Origin of the sequence: Serratia sp. BIGb0234, assembly GCF_024809915.1 — a bacterium.
Classification (GTDB): domain Bacteria; phylum Pseudomonadota; class Gammaproteobacteria; order Enterobacterales; family Enterobacteriaceae; genus Serratia; species Serratia liquefaciens.
The window spans coordinates 370,609-391,965 of record NZ_JANUEI010000004.1; the positions used below are offsets into that span (position 1 = coordinate 370,609).

At 56.7% G+C, this 21,357-nt stretch carries 14 protein-coding genes; 3 read left to right on the plus strand and 11 right to left on the minus strand.

The features are described 5' to 3' along the window. Nucleotides 1–8 precede the first annotated feature (8 nt). Complete coding sequence (locus tag M2407_RS17915) at nucleotides 9–1,421, minus strand: glycoside hydrolase family 1 protein (RefSeq protein WP_130015701.1); 1,413 nt, start codon at nucleotides 1,419–1,421, stop codon at nucleotides 9–11. Further along, complete coding sequence (locus M2407_RS17920) at nucleotides 1,418–3,283, minus strand: beta-glucoside-specific PTS transporter subunit IIABC (protein WP_259218794.1); 1,866 nt, start codon at nucleotides 3,281–3,283, stop codon at nucleotides 1,418–1,420. The genes M2407_RS17915 and M2407_RS17920 overlap by 4 nt, the downstream gene beginning before the upstream one ends. Before the next feature lie 602 nt (nucleotides 3,284–3,885). Between M2407_RS17920 and M2407_RS17925 the strand changes: the two genes are divergently transcribed. Continuing rightward, complete coding sequence (locus M2407_RS17925) at nucleotides 3,886–5,055, plus strand: cupin domain-containing protein (RefSeq protein WP_048759053.1); 1,170 nt, start codon at nucleotides 3,886–3,888, stop codon at nucleotides 5,053–5,055. A 34-nt stretch (nucleotides 5,056–5,089) separates the two neighbouring features. Here the strand turns inward: M2407_RS17925 and M2407_RS17930 are convergent, their stop codons facing one another. From M2407_RS17930 to M2407_RS17940, 3 genes are read right to left on the minus strand one after another with little or no spacing between them, the layout of a single operon-like run. After that, nucleotides 5,090–6,394, minus strand: a complete 1,305-nt coding sequence (locus M2407_RS17930; RefSeq protein WP_048759055.1) for a cytochrome c — start codon at nucleotides 6,392–6,394, stop codon at nucleotides 5,090–5,092. Nucleotides 6,395–6,405: 11 nt separating this feature from the next. Then, on the minus strand, nucleotides 6,406–6,864 hold the full coding sequence (locus tag M2407_RS17935; protein WP_020826797.1) for a (2Fe-2S)-binding protein: 459 nt from the start codon (nucleotides 6,862–6,864) through the stop codon (nucleotides 6,406–6,408). A 14-nt stretch (nucleotides 6,865–6,878) separates the two neighbouring features. Continuing rightward, complete coding sequence (locus M2407_RS17940) at nucleotides 6,879–9,086, minus strand: xanthine dehydrogenase family protein molybdopterin-binding subunit (RefSeq protein ID WP_020826796.1); 2,208 nt, start codon at nucleotides 9,084–9,086, stop codon at nucleotides 6,879–6,881. A gap of 331 nt (nucleotides 9,087–9,417) precedes the next feature. On the opposite strand from M2407_RS17940, the gene hpxO reads away from it, so the two are divergent. Then, nucleotides 9,418–10,575 (plus strand): FAD-dependent urate hydroxylase HpxO, encoded by a 1,158-nt coding sequence (gene hpxO / locus M2407_RS17945; protein WP_259218795.1) that lies wholly within the window; start codon nucleotides 9,418–9,420, stop codon nucleotides 10,573–10,575. 32 nt (nucleotides 10,576–10,607) lie between these two features. On the opposite strand, the gene M2407_RS17950 is transcribed toward hpxO, so the two are convergent. From M2407_RS17950 to M2407_RS17960, 3 genes are all read right to left on the minus strand, one after another. Continuing rightward, nucleotides 10,608–12,743, minus strand: a complete 2,136-nt coding sequence (locus M2407_RS17950) for a peptidase domain-containing ABC transporter (RefSeq protein WP_128864941.1) — start codon at nucleotides 12,741–12,743, stop codon at nucleotides 10,608–10,610. 2 nt (nucleotides 12,744–12,745) lie between these two features. Continuing rightward, nucleotides 12,746–14,014, minus strand: coding sequence for an HlyD family secretion protein (locus M2407_RS17955; protein WP_122079263.1), 1,269 nt, complete (start codon nucleotides 14,012–14,014; stop codon nucleotides 12,746–12,748). A 765-nt stretch (nucleotides 14,015–14,779) separates the two neighbouring features. After that, nucleotides 14,780–15,526, minus strand: a complete 747-nt coding sequence (locus tag M2407_RS17960; protein WP_128864943.1) for a sulfite exporter TauE/SafE family protein — start codon at nucleotides 15,524–15,526, stop codon at nucleotides 14,780–14,782. Nucleotides 15,527–15,637: 111 nt separating this feature from the next. Here M2407_RS17960 and M2407_RS17965 point away from each other — a divergent pair, with 111 nt between their 5' ends. After that, on the plus strand, nucleotides 15,638–16,519 hold the full coding sequence (locus tag M2407_RS17965; RefSeq protein WP_259218797.1) for a LysR substrate-binding domain-containing protein: 882 nt from the start codon (nucleotides 15,638–15,640) through the stop codon (nucleotides 16,517–16,519). 19 nt (nucleotides 16,520–16,538) lie between these two features. Here the strand turns inward: M2407_RS17965 and M2407_RS17970 are convergent, their stop codons facing one another. The 3 genes from M2407_RS17970 to M2407_RS17980 form a co-directional block, all read right to left on the minus strand. Then, on the minus strand, nucleotides 16,539–20,114 hold the full coding sequence (locus tag M2407_RS17970) for a molybdopterin-dependent oxidoreductase (protein ID WP_259218799.1): 3,576 nt from the start codon (nucleotides 20,112–20,114) through the stop codon (nucleotides 16,539–16,541). Next, nucleotides 20,107–20,649 (minus strand): (2Fe-2S)-binding protein, encoded by a 543-nt coding sequence (locus M2407_RS17975; protein WP_198639608.1) that lies wholly within the window; start codon nucleotides 20,647–20,649, stop codon nucleotides 20,107–20,109. The genes M2407_RS17970 and M2407_RS17975 overlap by 8 nt, the downstream gene beginning before the upstream one ends. 203 nt (nucleotides 20,650–20,852) lie before the next feature. After that, entirely contained in the window at nucleotides 20,853–21,326 is a 474-nt protein-coding gene (locus M2407_RS17980) for a MarR family winged helix-turn-helix transcriptional regulator (protein WP_046373624.1), read from the minus strand. Nucleotides 21,327–21,357: the final 31 nt, after the last annotated feature.

Consider the following 21,357-nt stretch of genomic DNA (forward strand, 5'->3'; position numbering starts at 1 on the left):
TGTTTTTATTATCGTTGCCGGCCATTGGAGACAATCAGCCGTTGGTACCAGTCAAAACTGCGCTTTTTGATCCGCCGCAGATCCTTCAGATCCTGCTCACCCCGGTTTACATAGATAAACCCGTAGCGCTTGGCATAGCCCTGATGGGTGCTGACCACGTCTATTGCCGCCCAAGGGCAATAGCCGATCAGTTCGACGCCGTCGTTGATGGCCAACTGCATCTGTTCGACGTGTTGTCGCATAAACTCGATGCGGTAATCGTCGTTGATTGTATCATCGGCCTGTAGCTGGTCCGGGGCGCCAATGCCGTTTTCAGTAATTAATATCGGTAAATGGTAACGCTCCGCGGTTTTACGTAGCGTCAGCCGCAATCCGACAGGATCGATCACCCAACCGTAGCGGGTTTTACCGACGAACGGGTTCTCCGCCGCACGATACACGCCCGGTTCCCCCAGCATGATTTGCTGATCGCCGGCCCGTGCGCTGATGTCCGACGCATCGCCTCGGCTGGCGGCAATGGTGGCGGTCGAGTAATAATTTATCGCCACGAAGTCCGGTTTGCCCTGCAGCAACAGCGCCGCATCACCGGGTTCCATCCGTGGCGCCAATTGACGATCCAGCAGGTAACGCCAGGCCAGCGGGTTATAACGACCCTGCACGGCCACGTCGAGGAAGCTCCAGCAACGCAGCGTTTCCCAGTTATGGGCGGCGATGGCATCCAGCGGATTGCAGGTTTCCTGATACATCGAGGTGGTATTAATCGCCGGGCCGATCTTCCCGGCCGGGCAGCGCTGATGATACAACGCCATCACCCTGGCCTGAGCCACCAACATATGGTGGCTTTGCTGATACAGCACTCGCCTGGATGGCAGTTCACCGCCCTTGGGCGTGCCAATGGCGCCCGGATGCAGGATCATGGTGTTCTGCTCGTTGATGGTCAGCCAATACTTTACCCGGTCACCGAATGCGTCAAACAACACTTCGGCATAATCGACAAAGGCATCGATGGTGGCGCGGTTCGACCAACCGCCCTGCAGCTCAAGCACATAAGGCAGATCGAAGTGATAGAGCGTTACCACAGGCTCTATGCCATGGCTCAGCAGTTCATCAATCAACTGGCGATAAAAATCCAGCCCTGCGGCGTTGACCTCACCGGTCCCCTGCGGTAGCACTCGCGTCCAGGCAATCGAGAAACGGTAGGCCTTTAACCCCAGTTCGGCAAACAGCTGCACATCCTCTCGGAAGCGGTGATAGTGATCGCTGGCGACCTTAAAATCAGCGGTTTCTGCCGGGTGATCAAGCATATCCACAATCGATGGACTTTTGCCGTCTTCGTTCCAGGCCCCCTCCACCTGATAGGCAGAGGTGGAAGCCCCCCACAGAAAATCTGCGGGGAAATCGTTCAGTCGTTGGTAAATCATGCCTGCTCCTGCTGCGCATTATTAAGGGTGATGATGGGCTGCCCAAAATCCACTGCCCCCGGTTGGCGGCAATTCAACTCAGGAAAAGCTTCGCTGTTAACCACCAGCACCGGTGTGGTGATGTCGTAACCCAGCCCGACGATCGCCGCCAGATCAAAGCGCACCAGTTCATCTCCCACCTGGACGCGATCGCCCACTTTAAGCTCGGAAGTGAAATGCTGTCCCGCCAGATTGACCGTATCAATGCCGATATGCACCAGCAGCTCGACGTCGTTGTCACCCTTGATACCGACCGCATGCATGGATGGCAGGAACGTCACTACTTCCCCCGTCAGCGGCGCGCGCAACACGCCTTCCTGCGGCCGTATTGCGACACCCTGACCCAATAGCCCCTGCGAGAACACGTCGTCGTTAACCTGCGCCAATGCCACCAGTTGACCGTTGAGCGGACTGACAATTTGCTGTTCGTCGCCACTGACGGCCTCCGAGACCCCAGATCCCGTTTCTTCAACCGGATCGTCGAACCCCAGCATCCAGGTCAGTGCAAAAGTCACCACAATAGCAATGGCGCAGGTGATCAGCGCATGGACAATGTTCATTGGGTTTTCGCCGATAAACGCCGGCAGCGCCGCTAATCCGGGAGAAACGAAGGCATAGCGCACCAGCCCACTCAGCCCGGCGTAAATACCGGCACAGCCGCCGCCGATCATTGCTGCAATCAGCGGTTTACGCAGTTTGAGCGTCACGCCGTACAACGAAGGCTCGGTGATACCCAGCAGCGCGGTGAAACCCGCAGAGGACGCCAGCTGGCGCAGATTTTTGTTTTTGGTGCGAAAGGCCACGCACAGCGTCGCAGCGCCCTGTGCAATGTTGGAAGCCAACATGCCTGGGCCGTTAATCATTTCGAAACCATTTTTACTCAGTTGACCGGTAGCAATCGGCGTCATTGCCCAGGCCGTACCGGTGATCACCAGAAACGGCTGGAGGCCGCCCATCAGCATCGGGATCAGCCAACTGGCTTTACCGTCGACGATAGCGGCACCGGCGGCCACCAGATCGTTGAGGAAAATACCGAACGGCCCTACCACCACCAACGCCAACGGGGCGGTCACCAACAGGATAATCATAGGTTTGGTGAAGAACTTGATCATCGTCGGCGACACTTTCTCGGCAAACCGTTCGATATAGGACATTAACCAGACGGTGAAAATGATCGGCAACACCGAGCCGGCGTAATCCGCCAGGCGCACCGGTATGCCGACGAAATCAATCACCGTGCCCGCCGCCAGCATTTGTGCCAAATTGGGGTGCAGCAACGCGCCGGCAATGGTCATTGCCAGGATCGGGTTACATTCGAATTTGATTGCCGCGCCATAAGCCAGCAGCACCGGCAGGAAGAAAAAGGCCGCATCGGCGATGGTGTCCAGCAGATGGTAGGTCGGGCTGGCGGCATCTATCACTCCGGTCAGTTTGAGGATCGCCAGCAGCGCCTTAATCATCCCCGCACCGGTGATAGCAGGGATCACCGGGGTGAAAGTGGTTGAAATAACGCTGATAATCTGTGAAATCACCCCGCCCCGCGCCTGGGAATTTTTCTCACTCTGACGGCCACTGAGATCGCCGATTTCTTTTTGCATCGCGCGGAAGGTTTGCTGCACGTTGTTGCCGACCACGATCTGAAACTGGCCACCACGTTCCACCACGCTGATCACCCCAGGCAAGGACTCGATCGCTTTCGCTTGTACCTTGCTATCATCGTTAAACTCCATCCGCAGACGGGTGGCACAGTGCGTCAGTTTGCTGACGTTGTCCTTGCCCCCGACCTGCAGCAAAATTTCCAGGCCCAACTGTTTGTAATCCATCGAATATCCCCGGTAAAAAAGCAAAAAAAAAAAGACCAAAATCAAAATGCGCCTCATCACAAGGAGAGGTGCATTCCTATTTTGGTCTTGCCTGCCTGAGCAGTAACACGCCGTAATAAAAATGTCTGGCGATCGTTAAGATCGCGGCGAAAGTATCGTCATAGTTGCCATTTTTCGGCAATAGTCTTAGTTACGCTTTGTGATTCACATCACTCTTTACCGAAAACGCACTTCAACGTTGCCCGCCGTACCCTGCCATGCCTTTTTTACTGATACCCATTTACTCAACCGCATAAAATAGCACCTGAAACACATTATCCACTTTAATTAAACTCACTTTGTTTACCTTTTATTTAATAATGGAATACATTTATTTGATACCGGTAGATAACTATTTTAAAGCGGATTTAAAAATCATAGCCGCACTCAATTAGTAACATAAATTAATATATTATTCGCGGCATCCTGTTTTTAACCCACTATGCTTTAACCGTTGCCGAATGCTTCCATTTCAGCAATAAACCCCCTGCACACAATAAAACAAAAGAATAAACCCAGTCAGCCGTATTCGCTGTGGGCCACTTTTATTTGGAGAAAGCCCTATGTTATCGCGTCGAGATATATTGAAAGTTTCCGCAGTCAGCGCCGCAGCCGCCGGTGTTATGGGCGGCATGATTAAATCCGCCAGCGCCGATGAACATCGAAATATAGTTCCCCCCAGCAATTTCCAACCCGCTGCCGATGCAAAAAATCTGTATAAATACGTCTTTAGCCACAGTAAGAAACGCAGTTTACCCAACGGCTGGGCCAGGGAGGCTACCGTTGAACAATTCCCGATTTCCGAGGGGGTTGCCGGGGTGGATATGACGCTGGAGCCGGGTGGCGTACGTGAACTGCACTGGCACGCCATCGCTGCCGAATGGGCATTTATGCTGGAGGGGCATGCCCGCATTACCATCATTGATCCTGAAGGCAAATGTGAGGTGGCAGATTTCGGCCCCGGCGACGTCTGGTATTTCCCCAAGGGTTACGGCCACTCGATTCAGGCGTTGGCAGACGGCGCACATTTTGTTCTGACCTTTGATAATGGTCACTTTTCCGAGTTCGGCACCTTCAGCATTACCGACTGGGTAGCCCATATGCCCAAAGAAGTGTTGGAAAAAAGCGTGAATATGCCGGCGGCGGTATTTTCCAAGGCAAAACAAGGTGAGGCTTATATTGTCGGCGGTGCCATTCCGCCCGCACTGCCCTTACCAGCCCACGATGGCGGTTTAAATAATGCACCTTTGGCTCATCGCTATGAATTAATGAAACAAAAGCCTTTCTTCGAAAATGATGCCGGCAGCGTGCACTTGGTCTCTTCAAAAGAATTCCCTATTTCCACTACCATGACCGGCATTATAGAAATCGTTAAGCCTGGGGCGGTGCGGGAATTACACTGGCATCCCAATGCCAATGAGTGGCAATACTATATTTCCGGTAAGGGGCGCATGACGGTGTTCAGTTCGCACGGCCATGTGCAGACTGAAGAATATTCTCCTACCGACGTTGGCTATGTTCCACAGGGTTTTGGTCACTATATCGAAAATATGGGGGATGACGATCTTAAGGTATTAATCGTGCTGGATAATGGCATCTATCAGGACATTTCGCTGTCTGACTGGTTGGCGAAAACTCCTGCCTACCTGTTAGCGGATAACTTCAATAACGAGGTTGCCGATTGGCTGGATCGCCCCAAAGACAAACTGGTAATGTCCCGGCGCAGAAAATGACAGGTAGCGAGGGGGGCAGCCCCCTCGCCGCCTCTTACTGTTTGCGTTGTTCAGCGACTTGTTTGGCCGTTACCTTGCCCTGTTTTTCGCCAAATTGGCCGACAACATAATTGGCAACCGCCGCCACTTCCTCGTCCGAGTATTGAGCACCGAAGTCCGGCATGAATTCATGCTGTTCGCCGATGCTGATGCGCGTCCCCTTCAGGATCGCCTGCACCACGCTGCGGCCCTGCGGATCGTTAACCGCCGTGCTGCCGACCAAGGAAGCATATTTGCTCTGGCGTCCCGTTCCGTTCCACTGGTGGCAACCGCTGCAGTCTCCAGCGAACAGTCGCCGTCCCAACGAGTCTTCCTGCCCGCCCGGCAATATCGCGCTGGACGACGTTGCCCCCTTCGGCTGCAGATTGACCGCGCTGGCACTGTCCGTGGCGATAGGCTCGATATTGCGCAGGTATTTCACCAGCGCCTGATTATCCTCCGGCGTCAGATACTGCAGGCTGTTTTCCACCGCCTCTGCCATCGGACCGGCTGCGCTGCTGCGCCCTTCCGCGTGGCCGGTCGCCAGATACTGCGACAGCTGTTGTTCGCTCCAGGCACCGATACCGGTCTGCGGATCGGGAGTAATGTTGGCCGCAAACCACCCCTGGATCACCTCACCGCTGAGGTTTTTACTCTGATTAATGCCAAAGCCCAAATTGCGCGGCGTGTGGCATTCGCTGCAGTGTCCCAGTGCGGTAGCCAGATATGCGCCTCGGTTCCATTGCTCATCCTGATTCAGGTTCGGCTCGAAGCGTTTTTCGTTGAAGAACGCCAGGTTCCAAAACTTCATGCCCCAGCGCTGGTTAAACGGGAACGACAGCCCATTTTCCGGATTGGCCTGCTTCACCGGCGGCAGGCTGAACAGATACTCTTTGATCGCCAACACGTCGTCACGGCTCATGGCCGTGTATGAGGTGTACGGCATTGCCGGGTAAAGATTACCCTGCGGCCCAACGCCTTCACGCACCGCACGCACAAACTGATCGTCACTCCAATTACCGATACCGGTGTCGGGATCGGCGGTTATATTGGTGCCGTAAATGGTGCCAAAAGGCAGTTTAAAAGCAAAACCGCCGGCGAAAGGTTTACCGCCGGGCGCAGTGTGGCAGGCCACGCAGTCCGCAGCCCGCGCCAGATATTCGCCACGCGCCAATTTATCGCTGATCCCGGCAGGGGCACCGGCGATCGGCGCAGCAGGTTCCGGGCCGACCGGCCGCAGCAGCGTATAGATCGCATAACCGCCGGCCAGCACCACGATTGCCACGATCAACCAAAATAGCCATCTCAGGGCGTTGCTCATGAGTTTCTCCCTTAATCCAACGCCTTGGCGGCCTGGTGGATGGCAGCGCGAATGCGCACATAGGTGGCGCAGCGACAGACGTTGCCGCTCATTGCCGCATCGATATCCGCATCGCTCGGATTTTTACTCTGGGCCAGCAGTGCACTGGCACTCATGATCTGACCGGACTGGCAGTAGCCGCATTGCACTACGTCCAGATTGACCCAGGCCGCCTGCACCGCTTTGCCCGCTGGCGTTTCGCCGATCGCTTCAATGGTGGTGATTTTCTTGCCTTCGGCGGCAGAGACCGGCGTCATGCAAGAGCGCACCGGCACCCCATCCAGGTGGACGGTACAGGCCCCGCACATCGCGATGCCGCAGCCGAATTTGGTGCCGGTCAATCCGGCCTCATCACGCAAGAACCACAGCAGCGGCATATGGGGATCGCCATCAAACGTCAGCGGTTGGTCGTTTACAGTTAAAGTTATCATGCTGTTCTCCTTGCTCAGACGCTGGCGTCACGGTTGGGACGGTGTAAAGGCAGGCTAAGTGAACTGCGAGGTCTCCCGAGCAGTGCCAGTGCATTGCCGACGGCCGGAGCGATGGTTGGCACCCCCAACTCGCCAACGCCGGTAGGCGCTTCGCTTGAAGGTACGATAATCACCTCTATCTCCGGCATTTCGTCGATGCGCAGCGGACGGAAATTATTGAAGTTGGACTGCTCAACCACCCCGTCTTTCAGCGTAATGTTGCCGTACAGAGCAATACTCAGGCCATAACCTATGCCGCCCTCAATCTGCGCGCGGATCACATCCGGATTGACCGCCACACCACAATCCACCGCGCACCACACCTTGTGCACGCGCGGAATGCCACCTTCGCCGATTGACACCTCGGCTATCTGCGCCACCCGAGTATTAAACGCCTTGGCGACGCCTACGCCGCGTGCTCGTCCATCCACCACCTTCGCGCCCTGCCAGTTGGCGGCTTTGGCCACCGCCCGCAGCACGCCGGCCTCACGCGGTGCATCACCCATCAATGCCAGACGCCCCTCGACCGGATCCTGCCCGGTCTCCTGCAACAGCTGGTCAATAAAACTTTCGACGGCGTGACCGGTATGAGTACTGGCGACCGATCTTAATGAGGTGGTCGGCACTTTACCCGCGACGATATGCGCGTCGCAGAGGAAGTTTTCGAAGGTGTACGGCACTTCGCTGGCACCTTCGACCATCATCTGGTCGAGACCGTTAACCACCAGCGCCGTCATCGCGCTGTTAAGCGTCCAGGAATGACCAACGACGGTATCGCTCCAGCCCACGACTTTACCGTCGCGGATCGCCCCTCTCATCCGGTGGAGGATCATCGGACGATACCAGCCGTTGCGAATATCATCCTCTCGCGTCCACACCACTTTGACCCCGTGACCGGGACCAATGGCTTTGGCCGCCGCGGCCATGTCCGCCGCCAGATCGGGCCCGAGCTTCGGGTTGCCCAGATCGATGCGGCGGCCAAAGCTGCCACCGGCCAAAATGGTGTCGATTTGCACTTTTTCCGGCGGTAGCTGGAACAGATCGCACAGCTGTTTATGGTCGAGGGTTTGGATTTGGCAGCCGTAGCGTGCCTTGACGCTCTCGCCATCCCAAAACAGATAGCCATCCAGCGGCTCCATCGGCGCATGGGCCACATAGGGGAAGGTGTATTCCGCTTCGATCACCTTATCCGCCTGATCGAAAATCTCGCCCGGCTTACCCTGGCTTTTCGCCACTACGCCGGGCTTTTGCGCCACCTGACGGAATTCGGCAAATATCTGCTCGGTGTCGCGCCGCTCTGCCTGCGAGTCGTCCCACTCCACCTGTAATTTTTCACGGCCCTGGATCGCCGCCCAGGTATTTTTGGCATATACCGCCACGCCGGTATCGGTCTGTTTCACATCCACCACGCCCGGCACCTTCAGCGCCCGGCTGGCGTCGAACGCGGCCACCTTGCCGCCAAAACGCGGCGGTTTTTTAATGGTAACGGTCAGCATATCCGGCTCATGAATATCCTGAGTGAACTGCGCCGAGCCGTTGGTCTTCGCCAACGAGTCTACGCGGTGCAAGCCACTGACCTTACCGATCAGGGTGAAATGGCTCGGATCCTTCAGGGTCAGGCTGGCGGGATCGGGCGGCGGCAACTGGCTGGCCAGCGCCGCAAACTCACCGAACCCTGCTTCGCGGCCGCTTGCGGCATGGCGGATCTTGCCCGCCTGCACGGTGATTTCTTCCGCTGAGGTTTTCCAACTTTGGGCAGCGGCCTGAACCAGCATGGCGCGCGCCATCGCGCCCATGCGGCGCATCTGCTCGTAGGCGTTGGCCACCGAGCTGGAGCCGCCGGTGCCCTGAAAACCGAACGCCAGATTCTTATAGACGTTGGTATCCACAGGTGCGGCAACCACCCGCACCTGCGACCAGTCGGCATCCAGCTCTTCAGCGACCAGCGTTGCCATGCCGGTATAAACGCCCTGGCCCACTTCGGTGTGTTTACTGAGGACGGTGACAATGCCATTTTCGTCGATCTGCACGAAAGCATTGGCTTCATAAGCGGTGTTTTCTGGCGCCGTGGTCGTCGTTGTACGCGCCAGTGCGCCGGTTGACGGCAGATAGGCGCCGATCACCAATGCACTGGCGCCAACGATAAACCGCCGCCGGGTAAGCGGGACTTGAGGTAGTTTCATTGCTCATCGCTCCAAAATGCCGATCAACCTTAATCAATGCGGCGACATCGTTCTTTTTATCTGCGCCGTCTGCCTGCACTGACGCGACGGGCTAATAGTTAGCGTAGTCTATTATTTTGTCTGTTTAACATTCAGTCGCCGTTTTCCGTTGCTGATTCGTGCTCTGCGAGATCTCAATGGTCCTCGAAACCCTGCTCCGTTATCGCTCATGGATTGCACCAAATTGCATCAGAAACGCCCCTGATGGTGCTACGGCCACGTTGACGTCAGCGGTATTGGTGGACTGGTACGGAAATTGCTTCTCCCCATCGTGGCTATGGAGGAGAAAAACATGAAAGCAATCATCATTGGCGGTGGTATTGGTGGGCTGTGTAGCGCCATCGCATTGCAGCGTTGCGGTATCGATACCGAGGTTTTTGAAGCGGTCAAGGCGATCAAACCGGTTGGCGCGGCAATCTCCATCTGGCCTAACGGCGTCAAATGCCTTAACTATTTGGGGATGAAAGAACAACTGCGGGCGCTCGGGGGGCCGATGCATTTCATGGCCTATCAGGAATACCTGCACGGACAAACGCTGACGCGTTTTAGTCTGGATCCGTTAATCACCAGCGTCGGCGAACGCCCTTACCCGGTAGCGCGTGCCGAGCTGCAGGCCATGTTGCTGGACACCTACGGCCGCGACCAGGTGCGCTTCGGCAAACGGGTTAGCGGTATTGAAGAAACCCCGCAGGGCGTTACCGCCTGGTTTGAAGACGGCAGTCAGGCCCGCGGAGATTTTCTGATCGCCGCCGACGGCACCCATTCCGCTATTCGCCCTTATGTGCTGGGCCATGGCGTGGATCGGCGCTATGCCGGATACGTCAACTGGAACGGGCTGGTCACCATTGATGAGTCCATCGCGCCGGCCGACCAGTGGACCACCTTCGTCGGCGAAGGTAAGCGCGTGTCGCTGATGCCGGTCTCCGGCAACCGCTTCTACTTTTTCTTCGACGTTCCCTTGCCGATCGGGCTGGCGGAAGACCGCAGCACCGCGCGAGCCGACCTGCAACGTTACTTTACCGGCTGGGCCGAACCGGTACAGAAACTGATTGCCGCAATTGATGCGGAAAGCGTCAACCGCATTGAGATCCACGATATCGAACCTTTCGAGCAATTGGTGCGGGGCCGCGTAGCCTTACTGGGCGATGCCGGGCACAGCACCACTCCGGACATCGGTCAGGGCGGCTGCGCGGCAATGGAGGACGCGGTGGTGCTGGCGATTGCCTTGCAGACCAATTCACTGGGTATTGAAGATGCGCTGCTGCGCTATCAGGAAAAACGCAGCTATCGGGTGAAAGATTTGGTGCTGAAGGCACGTAAGCGCTGTGATGTCACACACGGCAAAGAGATGGACGTCACCCGCAGTTGGTACGAGGAGCTGAAAACCGAAACCGGTGAACGCATTCTTTCTGGCATGAAAGAAACGATTCTGGGTGGGCCGCTGGCCTGATCCGCCCCCTCTTCGAGTCGAAGAGGGTTGATTCACCCTTTGCGCCGGTGAAGACGCCCGGCCGCCAGTTCGACGACCCGATCCGCCGAGGCGATGGTTTCCGGGCGATGGGCAATCAGTAAAATCGGCAGGCCAAGCTGGCGCAGGGTATGGCTAATCAGCATTTCATTATTCACGTCCAAATGGCTGGTCGCCTCATCCAGGATCAACAGTCGTGGTTTTTTGTAAAGTGCCCGCGCCAACAACAAGCGCTGTTTTTGCCCGGCAGACAGGGTGCCTCCCATTTCACCGATTAACGTCTGGTAGCCCATCGGCAGGTTATCGATATCCTGATCCAACTGTGCCAGCCGCGCGCATTCAACGAGCTTGTCCTGATCAACCCGTGGCGTGAAAAATGACAGATTCTCGGCGATAGAACCGCGAAACAGCTGATCCTCCTGCAAGACTACGCCGATATGCTGACGTACCTGCGAATAATCCCCCTGTCGATGCTCAATGCCCAGCGTACGTATCATGCCGGCCGTGGGCGAATACAGCCCCAATACCAGTTTAGCCAATGTGGTTTTGCCGCTGCCGGACGCCCCCACCAGCGCCACTACCTCACCGGGCATAATGTCCAGCGAGACCTGCGACAGGATTTCAGATTCGGTGCCGGCATAGTGAAAACTGACCTGCTCCAAACTCAGCGCCGGCCGATCTTGGGGCCAGGCGCTGGCGGACAATAACAGCGTTGAGTTGCCCGCCGCCTGCGCCGCTGCGTCTTCACGCGCCGTCAGCACGATATCCGCCAGCCGTTGGTTGTAAACATCCAGCATTTTGTAGGCAACGGCCTTGTCGATCAGGCCGCTGATGCTGGCGGAAAACCGGCCCTGAAAAGACATGTAGGCCACCAGCATGCCGACTGAAAACTGCCCGGCCAACACCGCCCCGGCCCCCAGCCACAGCACCGCCGCCCCAACCAGGCTGCCAATGACGGTTTGCATAATGCCGTAAACCATCATCAGCTTGCTTTCGCGCAGTTCAGCATTGCGCCGTGCGACATTGAGGTTACGCCAAACCGTTTCCCGCGGCGTAAGCGCCCCGTTGACCCGCAGGCTCAGCACGCCGCGCAGGCTTTCAAGAAAATGACTGGATTCCTGGGTGCCGGCAACCCAGGAGTCATCCGCCGCTTTACGCAACGTACTGAACCAGAACAGGCGCAGCAGCCCATACACCATCGCGGCGGCCAAAGCGACCAGGGTTAACTTCACGCTGTAGAAAAACATCATGGTCAAGGTACCAAGGACCAAAAGCACATCCAAAAAGGCTTCAAGCAGCGTAGTGGTGAGGGTGTCCTGAATGGTGTCGACGGCATCAAATTTCGCGCTGATATCGCCCATGTTGCGCGATTCAAACCAGTTGATAGGCAGCCGCAACAGGTGGTGAAAAACATTCGCCGTCCACTGCATATTGAAGTTGACCGCCATGGTGAGCGTCGCCCACTGGCGGGCCAGCTCCAGCAGCGTCTGGGTGGCGGCCATCAGCAGCATGGCAATGACGATCAACGTCAATAAGCTGGCGTCCAACGCCACCAGCACCTCATCAATCACCAGTTGGTTGATTAATGGGCCGATCAACGCAAACACTTCCAGCGCCAGCGCGAAACAGAAGATCCGGGCCAATGCCGCCTTCAGCCCCTGGGTTTTACCGATCAGCTCCCGCAGGCGGATCTTTTTTCGCCGATCTTTGACGACAAACTGATGGGTTGGCGTCAATTCCATCGCTACGCCGGTAAAGTGACGATTTGCCTCCTGCAGACTCATTTTAACCAGGCCCCGCGCAGGATCATGCAGCTCCAGAGTTTGCCCTCGCACCCGCTTGAGCACGGTAAAATGATTCATGTCCCAGTACAAAATACAGGGCAGCGACAACAGGTGCAGCTCTTCAAGCTCCAGCTGCACCGCTCGGCCGCTCAGGTGCAGCCGTTCGGCGCAGGCAATCAGCTGCGAGAAGGTCATGCCGAGCTGCGAAACTTTAAACTGCGCACGCAGCGTAGGCAGATCTACGCGATGCCCATACCAACCGGCAATCATCGCCAGGCACGCCACGCCGCATTCTGCGGACTCCGTTTGGCGTATCAACGGCAGGCGCTTTCGCCAGCCCCAGTTGAGCCCTTCTGTAACGTCCATGTTTATATCCTTCCTTGCAGACTCCATAACGGCTCCAGCAGCCACTCGTACAGGCGGCGGCGATCCAACTCCACGTCTGCGGACACGGTCATCCCGACGCGCAATGGTTCCTGGCGCCCATAGGCGGTAATGGTGGTTTTCTCCAGCGCAACGATGACGCGGTAATGCCCTTCGTTTTCCTTCCAGGTCATCGGATTTTGCTGCATGACGTCATTGGCGCTCAGGCTGGCATCGGTGATGGCGCGGGTGGCGCCATACTGCACGCCAAACTTTTCATAGGGGAAGGAGGCAAAGCGCAACCCGACCCGTTGGTGAGGTTTGATAAAGCCCACCGCTTTGCTGGGCGCAAAGAGTTCAACCTGCAGCTCGGCACCGTCAGCGACCATCATCAGCAAAGGATCGTTTTGCTTGACCGTCTGCCCCGCCCGGGCCAACACCACCGCGATGTGGCCGTTCACCGGCGCAGTGAGCGTGTGGTCACGCTGGGCAACCAGTTCTATTTCCTGTTGCCTGATGCCCTGCAACTGGCGTTCAAGTTCGGCGTCACGCCCTTGTTGCTGTTGCGCCAGCGTCCGCAGTTCCGAGGCCGCCGCGGCAAGCTCACGCTTTAACCGCAACTGCGCCTGACGCTGCATTTCTACTTTTTCCCGCGCCGTCGACAACGTCATTTTCTGCTGCTGAAACTCAAGTTCGGAAACGTAACCTTTGCCGATCAGCTTGCGGTAGCGCACCATCAGCGAATGCGATAATTCCGCCTGTTGCTTTACCTCCACCATTGCCGCCTCTGCGCTGGTCAGTTCATCCTGAAGTTGCGTCATGCGCTGGCGCACACCGGTTTGCTGTAAAATTCGAGTGGCCAGTTCTTGAGCGCGTTGGCGCTCCAGCATGTGATATTGCCGTTTTAACGAGTCGGAAACCGACGCCAGCGTCGCGATACCCTGACCATTGAAATATTCGCCGCTGAGCCGATAAAGTGCCTGGCCGGCTTTGACGGTCGCCCCCTCCGTCACTAAACGTTCTGTAACCTGTCCGGCGCCGCGGGCAACTACCTTGATCAAACCGCTGGATGGCATCACCACACCGTCCAAACGCGCTTTACGGGTATATTCACCCAGGATCAGAAATAGCCCGATAGCCAACACCAGCAAGATGCTGGCCCAAGCATAGGCGGTCAGACTGAGGCTGGCAGGAATAATTACCTCACCCTCCGCTTTATTGACCTGCGCAGCGAAATAACCCTCACGATAAATCTGGGGAGAACGTTCTGACATGGGGGTTACACCTTTATCGGGATCTTGGAACGATAATTATCTTACTGACCACGACGCTTCCATTTGCGGACAAATTTTCGTGCCGAGGTATATATTAACCTCATAAAAGTCATTGTCCCTAGCAGCACAAGGAAATAAATCATCCATTTAGCCATTTCACAAGGGATGTTAAATCTAAATATACCGCTATATTGGCTAAGCCCCACAATAAAAAGCAAATTACGAGATAGCCCGACAGAAAGAGCGACCATAATAAAAGCCGACAAAAACGTCTTCATAAAAGTACCAGTTAAACATTAGCATGCGACCATGCCAATATCTGGCACAGTCACATCACACTGGGTAATATATATTACTACCAGTTGCAGGTGCCGCCATTATAAGAGCCAGAGTTGCTTCTTGAAGCATTTTGTGAACCACTCCCACTACCAAAACAAGCACTCAACGAACCAATCGATGAACCGACCACACTGCCAAAAACAGCTCTAGCCCCTCGAGCAATGAGGCCACCCGCCAATCATCATAATTTCAGCTTTCGTTAGGGTCTTCATAATATTTCCTTATTTTTATAATATTCACATTTAAAATCCATTCTTGATCTGAACTCATAGATATAAACATACGTCGCCGACATGTCAATATATAAAACCATTTCCGCCGATAGAGTCAAGTTAACTAAATAGAATGAATTATACGGAGTGTTTAATTTAACTTCTAATACAAACCAATTACTTCGCAACTGGGTGAAACATTATTTACTCGCATTTAATTAATGCCATTCCACACTATTTCAATTCCCAAAACTAACAGACCGATAAAAAAACAGCGACGAAATACCGCAGGGCGACAATGCCGGCGCAGCACACTCCCCAACCACATCCCCACCAGCGCAGGAAGCAATGCCAATAATGAGGTGCCTAGCAACGTGCCCGGCAATGCATGTTGCCACGCCAGGCCGGCGGCTAATGCCAACGTCGAAACGGTGAATGACAGCCCCAACGCCTGCACCAGATCGTCACGCGCCAATCCCAATGCATTTAAATAAGGAACCGCCGGGATCACGAATACCCCGGTAGCACCGGTAATCAGCCCGGTAAGTACACCGCATAGAGGGCCCAACCTGCGTTCAGCCCTGGGTGAAAGCCGCCACTGAAAACGGCTAAAACCCAACAGCGCGTAAACGACCAAACAGACCCCCAACGCTATCGGTGCCAACCGGTTTTGACCGGTGGTCAAGGTGCCCGTGGTCAGCATTGTGCCCATGGCGACACAGGCCATCATCGGCCACAACCTGCGGCAAAGTGCACGGACGTCCGGCCCGGTGAACAACTGCCAGAAGTTGGTCACCAGCGACGGCACCAGCAACAGCGCCGCAGCCTGTGCCGGAGACATCAGCAGGCTGAGTAACCCCATAGATACCGTCGGCAGCCCCAGGCCAATCACTCCCTTTACCGTGCCCGCCAGCATAAAGATGCCCAGCAGGGCTAAAATTTCAGGTAGCGTCAACGTCATAGGTCTATCCTTCCTCATTATCCCTTGGTGCATGGATTGTCCGCAGCCCTTGCCTGCCGCACAATGCGGCAATCACTGAGCCAGCCTGAGGCAAATACGTAGGAGAAGCCGATGCATTTCGATTTTACCGACCTGCGGCTGTTTATCGCCGTGGCAGAGGCGGGCAGCATCACCGCCGGGGCCGATCGTGCCTGCCTGTCGCTGGCATCGGCCAGTGCCCGCATTCGCGGATTGGAGCAACAGGCTGGTATTCAGCTTTTGGCCCGCGGCGCGCGGGGAGTACAAACCACTCAGGCCGGTGAACGCCTGTTGGGCCATGCTCGTCTGTTGTTACAGCAAAGCGAACGGCTACGGGGGGATATGGCAGAGTTTTCCCCGGGCAATGCCTGCCATTTGCGTATTCTGGCCAATACCGTCGCCGCCAGCGCTTTTCTCCCGGAGCTGCTGGCCGACTATCTGCTGCTTAACCCACAGACGGACATTGCGTTGGAAGAGTTGCCCAGCACGGCGATCAGCCAGTCGATCCTCGATCAAACTGCGGATATCGGCATTGTCGCCAACCACGCCGACCTGCGCGGGCTGGAAAGCTACCCGTTCCGCCAGGATCGCCTGGTGCTGGTGCTACCGGTCGATCATCCGTTAGCCGGCAGCGCCAGCGTCAGTTTTAGCGAAACGCTGGCATATGACTTTATTGGCTTAAGCGACGACAGCGCGCTGCAGCAACATTTGGCGCAACACGCCCTACGCAACGGCGGCCCAATGCGTTTACGCGCCCGTGCAGGAAGCTTTGAAGTGGTGTGTCGGATGGTGACGCGTGGTGCCGGTATCGCCGTGGTACCGGAGGAGATCGCCCGGCAATGGCCGGGCATGCAAGTCAGAATTCTTGTGCTGGACGATACCTGGGCCACACGCCAGCTGTCGATTGTCGTGCGTCAGTTGGCCCAGTTACCGCTACCGGCGCAACGGCTTATTGCTTTCCTGCAACCGCAATAGCGCCGTTTTTTAACCACAGTTAATGGCTGCCCGGATTGGCACGTAGCCTGGCAACCTGCGTTTCGACATCGCGCCATGCCGGTTTGTCCCCGGCATAATGCTGCCGTAGATAATTCACCAGATCAGCCACTTGACGATCGGAAAAACTGTCTTTGAATCCAGGCATAAAGCCCAAATCAGCGGTAGCCGGTTTGGAAATTCCCTGCAAAATCACGTTAATCAGGTTATCCGGCCGCTCGCTGAATATATTGGTGTTGTTCGCTAAATCCGGGCTGACGCCAAACAGCTTCGGCCCACCGCTGGCGGCGCTGTGACAGGCTTGGCAAGCGCCCTGAAACAGACGTTCTCCGCCCAATTGCCCTACGGCGGTCGAAAGAGTGGCAGCCGGTTTGGCCTGCGGTTCCAGGTTCAATCCGGTCGGGTTGCTCAATGAAATCAGGTAATTGGCCATCGCTCGAACGTCGGTTTCCGGCAGTGTGGCCAGTTCGCCGGCCACCGGTCCCATCGGGCCGGCCGCGACGCCGTGCTCGGCAGAATGACCGCTACGCAAATACTGGAAAAGCTGCTCTTCGGTCCAGGATTTGTCCGCATTGGCCAATTGGTTTAATGCCGGCGCTTCCCAGCCATCCACCATCGCCCCCGCCAAAAAGCTGCTACCGCCCTTTTCAGCGCCCATTAGATTACGCGGGGAATGGCAGGCGGCACAATGGCCCAACCCGTTAACCAGGTAAGCGCCACGGTTCCACTGCGCGCTTTGCGTCGGATTTGACTGAAACTCGCCCTGGCGGAGAAACAGCGCATTCCAGCCGGCCATTAACGGGCGCACATTGAACGGGAAACGCATCTGATTAGCCGGGGTACTTTGCACCACCGCCGGTTGCGACATCATATAGGCATACAGCGCTTGCATGTCACCCTCGGTCATCTTACTGAACGCCGTATAGGGAAATGCCGGATACAAATGCCTGCCATCGCGGCTGATGCCCTGACGCATCGCCCGGTCGAACGCGGTAAACGACCAGTTGCCGATACCGGTTTCCACATCTGGGGTGATATTGGTGCTGTACAGGGTTCCAAACGGAGTTTCCATCGCCCGCCCCCCGGCATTGGTTAGCCCTTCCGAGGCGGTATGGCATACCGCGCAATCCCCGGCAGCGGCCAACTGACGCCCCCTTTCCAGGGTCGCGGCAGACCAGGTACCTGAGCCAGGGGTAGCCACCGGCGCAATTTCGGCACGCCATGGCAGTGCCGTCGTCGCAACACCCAGCGCGGCCCCTAAAATCCCGGCCACGCCACCAAACCACCATTTACTGCGTTTGGTTTTGACTGGCTGCGTTGACGGCTGCCGCTGACTATCCGGACCGTTCAACGCCTCGCGCAGTCGATCAGAGGTGATCGGCAACTCGCGAAACCGAATACCGGTGGCGTCAAACACCGCATTGGCGATGGCTGCCGCGCTGGGCACCGAGGCAGACTCACCGGCCCCCAATGGCGGATCGTAAGGGCGTGGCATCATCACGACATCCACCTCCGGCACCTCCGGGAAAGTCAGGATCGGGTAAGCCCCCCATTCTTTGCTGGAGATCGTGGATTCTTCGAAGGTCACTCGCTCTTTTAGCACCCGGCTGGTCGACTGGATAACGTTGCCGTGGATCTGGTGACGTACGCCGTCCGGATTGACCAACATGCCGGCGTCGTGCCCGACCACAATCCGCGTGACCGCCACTTCGCCACTGACTTTGTCGATGGCAACGTCGGCGACCCAGGCTGCCCACGCGGCACCGAAACCGGGAAACTTACTGTGAATATAACGCGCATAGGCAAAGCCTCGTCCACGCAGTACGCCGTCTTCCGCCGGGGTTTGCATAGGTTCGGTATGCGGCGTCCAGCCGGCACGTTCGGCGGTACTGCGCATCAGTTCGGTGGCACGTTGATCCTTGATATAACGCAGTCGATATTCAAGCGGATCGACGCCGGCGGCGATAGCCAGTTCATCAATATAGGACTCGTGCGCGAAGGTATTCGGCAGTGCCGATACGCCCCGCATCCAGGAAGCGCGGACAATCGGTGCCATATCCTCAATGCTGACGCGCAACGCCGGATATTCATAGGGCGGTACCGAAGTGCGATCCCCCATCTCATAAGCCACCGGCACCGGCTCCACCCTTCCGGTCAGCAACAGCGCCAGGGTGGGCGCACCGTTGGAAGGATAATAGGTGCGAAAATCATAGGCGACCGGATCACCGGCGGCGTCCAACCCACCGTCAACCTCCATCAGTTGCGCAGTGCCCTTCGGTTCCCACAGATGTTCCTGCTCACGGGTTAGCTGCACCCTTACCGGACGGCCTACCGCTCGCGACAGCAGCGCCGCATCCGCACAGACATCATCGGCGCAGTTACGACCATAACAGCCGGCGGCCTCCATGCGGATGATTTCAATCTGATTTTCCGGGTACTCCAGCAGCCAGGCAAGATCGGCGCGCAACAAGTGCGGGTTCTGGGTGCCCGACCACACCCGCAGTTGCTGTGGTTGGTAATCTGCCAATGCGCAGGACGGGCCAATCGACGCATGCAGTTGATATGGCCAAAGATAACTGCGGGTAAAGCGTCGGTCGGCGGCAGCCAACGCTGTATCCACGTTGCCGGTATCATGCACCACCCGCGTCGAATGGGGATTATCGCGCAGCGCCTGAGCCACATCGGTCATCTGCGGCAGGTTACGCCGCCAGTCTTTCCAGCTCACCTGCAGCGCCTGTGCCGCCTTGATCGCCTGCTCCTCGCGCTCGGCAACAATGCCGATAAAGTCTTCTATCACCACCAGCTTGACGATGCCGGGAATATGGGCAATCGATCGTTCGTCCACCGCCAGCAGGCTGGTGCCGACAAACTCACCGCTGTCGTAGCCCGCATAGGGCGGTCGCACCACCCGCCCATGTAACATGTTCGGCAGCCGCATATCATGCACATAGGTGGATTCGCCTGTAGCCTTGGCCGGGATATCGACACGTGCGGTGCTGGTCCCCACCAAACGGTACTCGGCCTGCGGCTTAAGCGGTGCATCACCGCTTATCGTTAATGCAATATGTACACCAGCCACCAGTTCGCCATAGCTCAGCCTTTGCCCGTCAGGGCTAACAACGATGCCGTCGTCCAGCGTCAGTTGCTCTACTCTGAAGTCAAAACGTTGTGCCGCCTGCTGCAGCAACCAGCGGCGCGCTTCGGCGGCGGCATTACGCAGGGGTACCGCCGAAATCTGCAGGGTGGCACTGGCGATAGTCGCCCCCTGATTCGGCGTACTTTCAGTGTCGCCCAGCACCATGCGCACCTGATCCATGCGCAGGTAAAGCTCTTCGGCGACAATCTGACCTAATGCGGTGCGCACGCCAGTGCCCAGATCGACATGGCCGTTGAAGGCATAAACCTCACCGCTGTCGCAAATGGCAATGAACAACCCTTGTTCTTTGGGTTTCAGGCTCGGCGTCTGACCTTTCGGTACCAGCCCTGGCGGCGGTTGGATCTGATCGACAATCAGCAATGTGCCCTGGCGCTGCAATAGCTCCGCCTGACTCGGCAATGAGGAATGGGTATCAGTCATGGGACGAGGTTTCCTCGTTGCGATACAGAGTGATAGCGCGCTGAACCGCACGCAGGATTTCGATATGGGTGCCGCAACGACACAGATTGCCGGACAGTGCCTGACGGATTTCTGTGTCACTGGGCGAGGAATTTCGATCCAACAGGGCTTTGGTGGTCATGATCATGCCGTTCAGGCAATAACCGCACTGCGCCGCCTGTTCCTCAATAAAAGCGCGCTGCACCGGATGCAGATGTTGGCGATCGCCCAGCCCTTCCAGCGTGGTGACCTCACGGCCGGTCACACCCAGAGCCGGGATCACGCAGGAGCGTGCGGCAATGCCGTCAACCAATACGGTGCATGCGCCGCACTCTCCGAGGCCGCAGCCGTACTTTGGGCCATTGAGCGCCAAATCGTTGCGTAACACCAATAACAGAGGCGTATCCGCCATCACCCAGGTATGAATATTTTCGCCATTTACCGACAGCATCAATGGATGCTCCGTCAGCGTTTTTACCGCGCCTTCCCTGGGCGATTGCACTTCAGATATCGCCATTCTCGCGTCTCCGCCTGCGCTCTGGTGATACCCGTCATCTTTCACGCCGCTGCGTCGTTGCCGCACTTGCTCATCCCAGTTACTGACTTGAGAGTGGGCAAGCTACCAGCCTGGTTGCAACTTGAAAGCTATAGGGTATGAATTGTGGGCCGTGACCTCGCCGCCACCGCACTCACCAGACAACAGCAGTTGCGCGGGACGAATCAGCCGGGTGGCTGGTCTTCCAGCATTTTATTGAGCAGGAACATCAGTGCTATACGTTCGGCCGGATTGAGCGTGCCGAAGGTTAATTCTGTGATCTTCGCCGCATGCGGCACCGTTTCCCTCAACAGATCGGCACCGGTATCGGTCAGCCCGACCACCACTTTGCGCCGGTCGACAGGATCCGGCATAACGGTGATCAATTCACGCGCTTTGAGGCGCTCGACAATACCGCGAATGGTGGCCTGATCGACCGCCGTCACCTGCACCAGCTCAGTTAGCGAACTCGGGCCCATGTCACGCACCGCGCACAGGGTAATAAACTGCACCGCGGTCAGCTGCGAATCGCCAACGTTCTGCTGAAAGATGGCCACATGGCGCTGGTAAACCTTACGAAGCAGGTGCCCGACTTGTTCAGTAAAATGATAATTTTCGGTCTTGCCGTTTTCTGCAGCCGGGTATTCGGGGGGCGTCATTGCGTTACTCTCACCATCTATGGAAACCACC

Coding starts and splice junctions, on each gene's coding strand:
- M2407_RS17915 (WP_130015701.1), bottom strand. CDS start 1,421: ATGATTTACCAACGACTGAACGATTTCCCCGCAGATTTTCTGTGGGGG.
- M2407_RS17975 (WP_198639608.1), bottom strand. CDS start 20,649: ATGGCGATATCTGAAGTGCAATCGCCCAGGGAAGGCGCGGTAAAAACG.
- M2407_RS17930 (WP_048759055.1), bottom strand. CDS start 6,394: ATGAGCAACGCCCTGAGATGGCTATTTTGGTTGATCGTGGCAATCGTG.
- M2407_RS17950 (WP_128864941.1), bottom strand. CDS start 12,743: ATGGACGTTACAGAAGGGCTCAACTGGGGCTGGCGAAAGCGCCTGCCG.
- M2407_RS17955 (WP_122079263.1), bottom strand. CDS start 14,014: ATGTCAGAACGTTCTCCCCAGATTTATCGTGAGGGTTATTTCGCTGCG.
- M2407_RS17980 (WP_046373624.1), bottom strand. CDS start 21,326: ATGACGCCCCCCGAATACCCGGCTGCAGAAAACGGCAAGACCGAAAAT.
- M2407_RS17935 (WP_020826797.1), bottom strand. CDS start 6,864: ATGATAACTTTAACTGTAAACGACCAACCGCTGACGTTTGATGGCGAT.
- M2407_RS17960 (WP_128864943.1), bottom strand. CDS start 15,526: ATGACGTTGACGCTACCTGAAATTTTAGCCCTGCTGGGCATCTTTATG.
- M2407_RS17965 (WP_259218797.1), top strand. CDS start 15,638: ATGCATTTCGATTTTACCGACCTGCGGCTGTTTATCGCCGTGGCAGAG.
- hpxO (WP_259218795.1), top strand. CDS start 9,418: ATGAAAGCAATCATCATTGGCGGTGGTATTGGTGGGCTGTGTAGCGCC.
- M2407_RS17970 (WP_259218799.1), bottom strand. CDS start 20,114: ATGACTGATACCCATTCCTCATTGCCGAGTCAGGCGGAGCTATTGCAG.
- M2407_RS17940 (WP_020826796.1), bottom strand. CDS start 9,086: ATGAAACTACCTCAAGTCCCGCTTACCCGGCGGCGGTTTATCGTTGGC.
- M2407_RS17925 (WP_048759053.1), top strand. CDS start 3,886: ATGTTATCGCGTCGAGATATATTGAAAGTTTCCGCAGTCAGCGCCGCA.
- M2407_RS17920 (WP_259218794.1), bottom strand. CDS start 3,283: ATGGATTACAAACAGTTGGGCCTGGAAATTTTGCTGCAGGTCGGGGGC.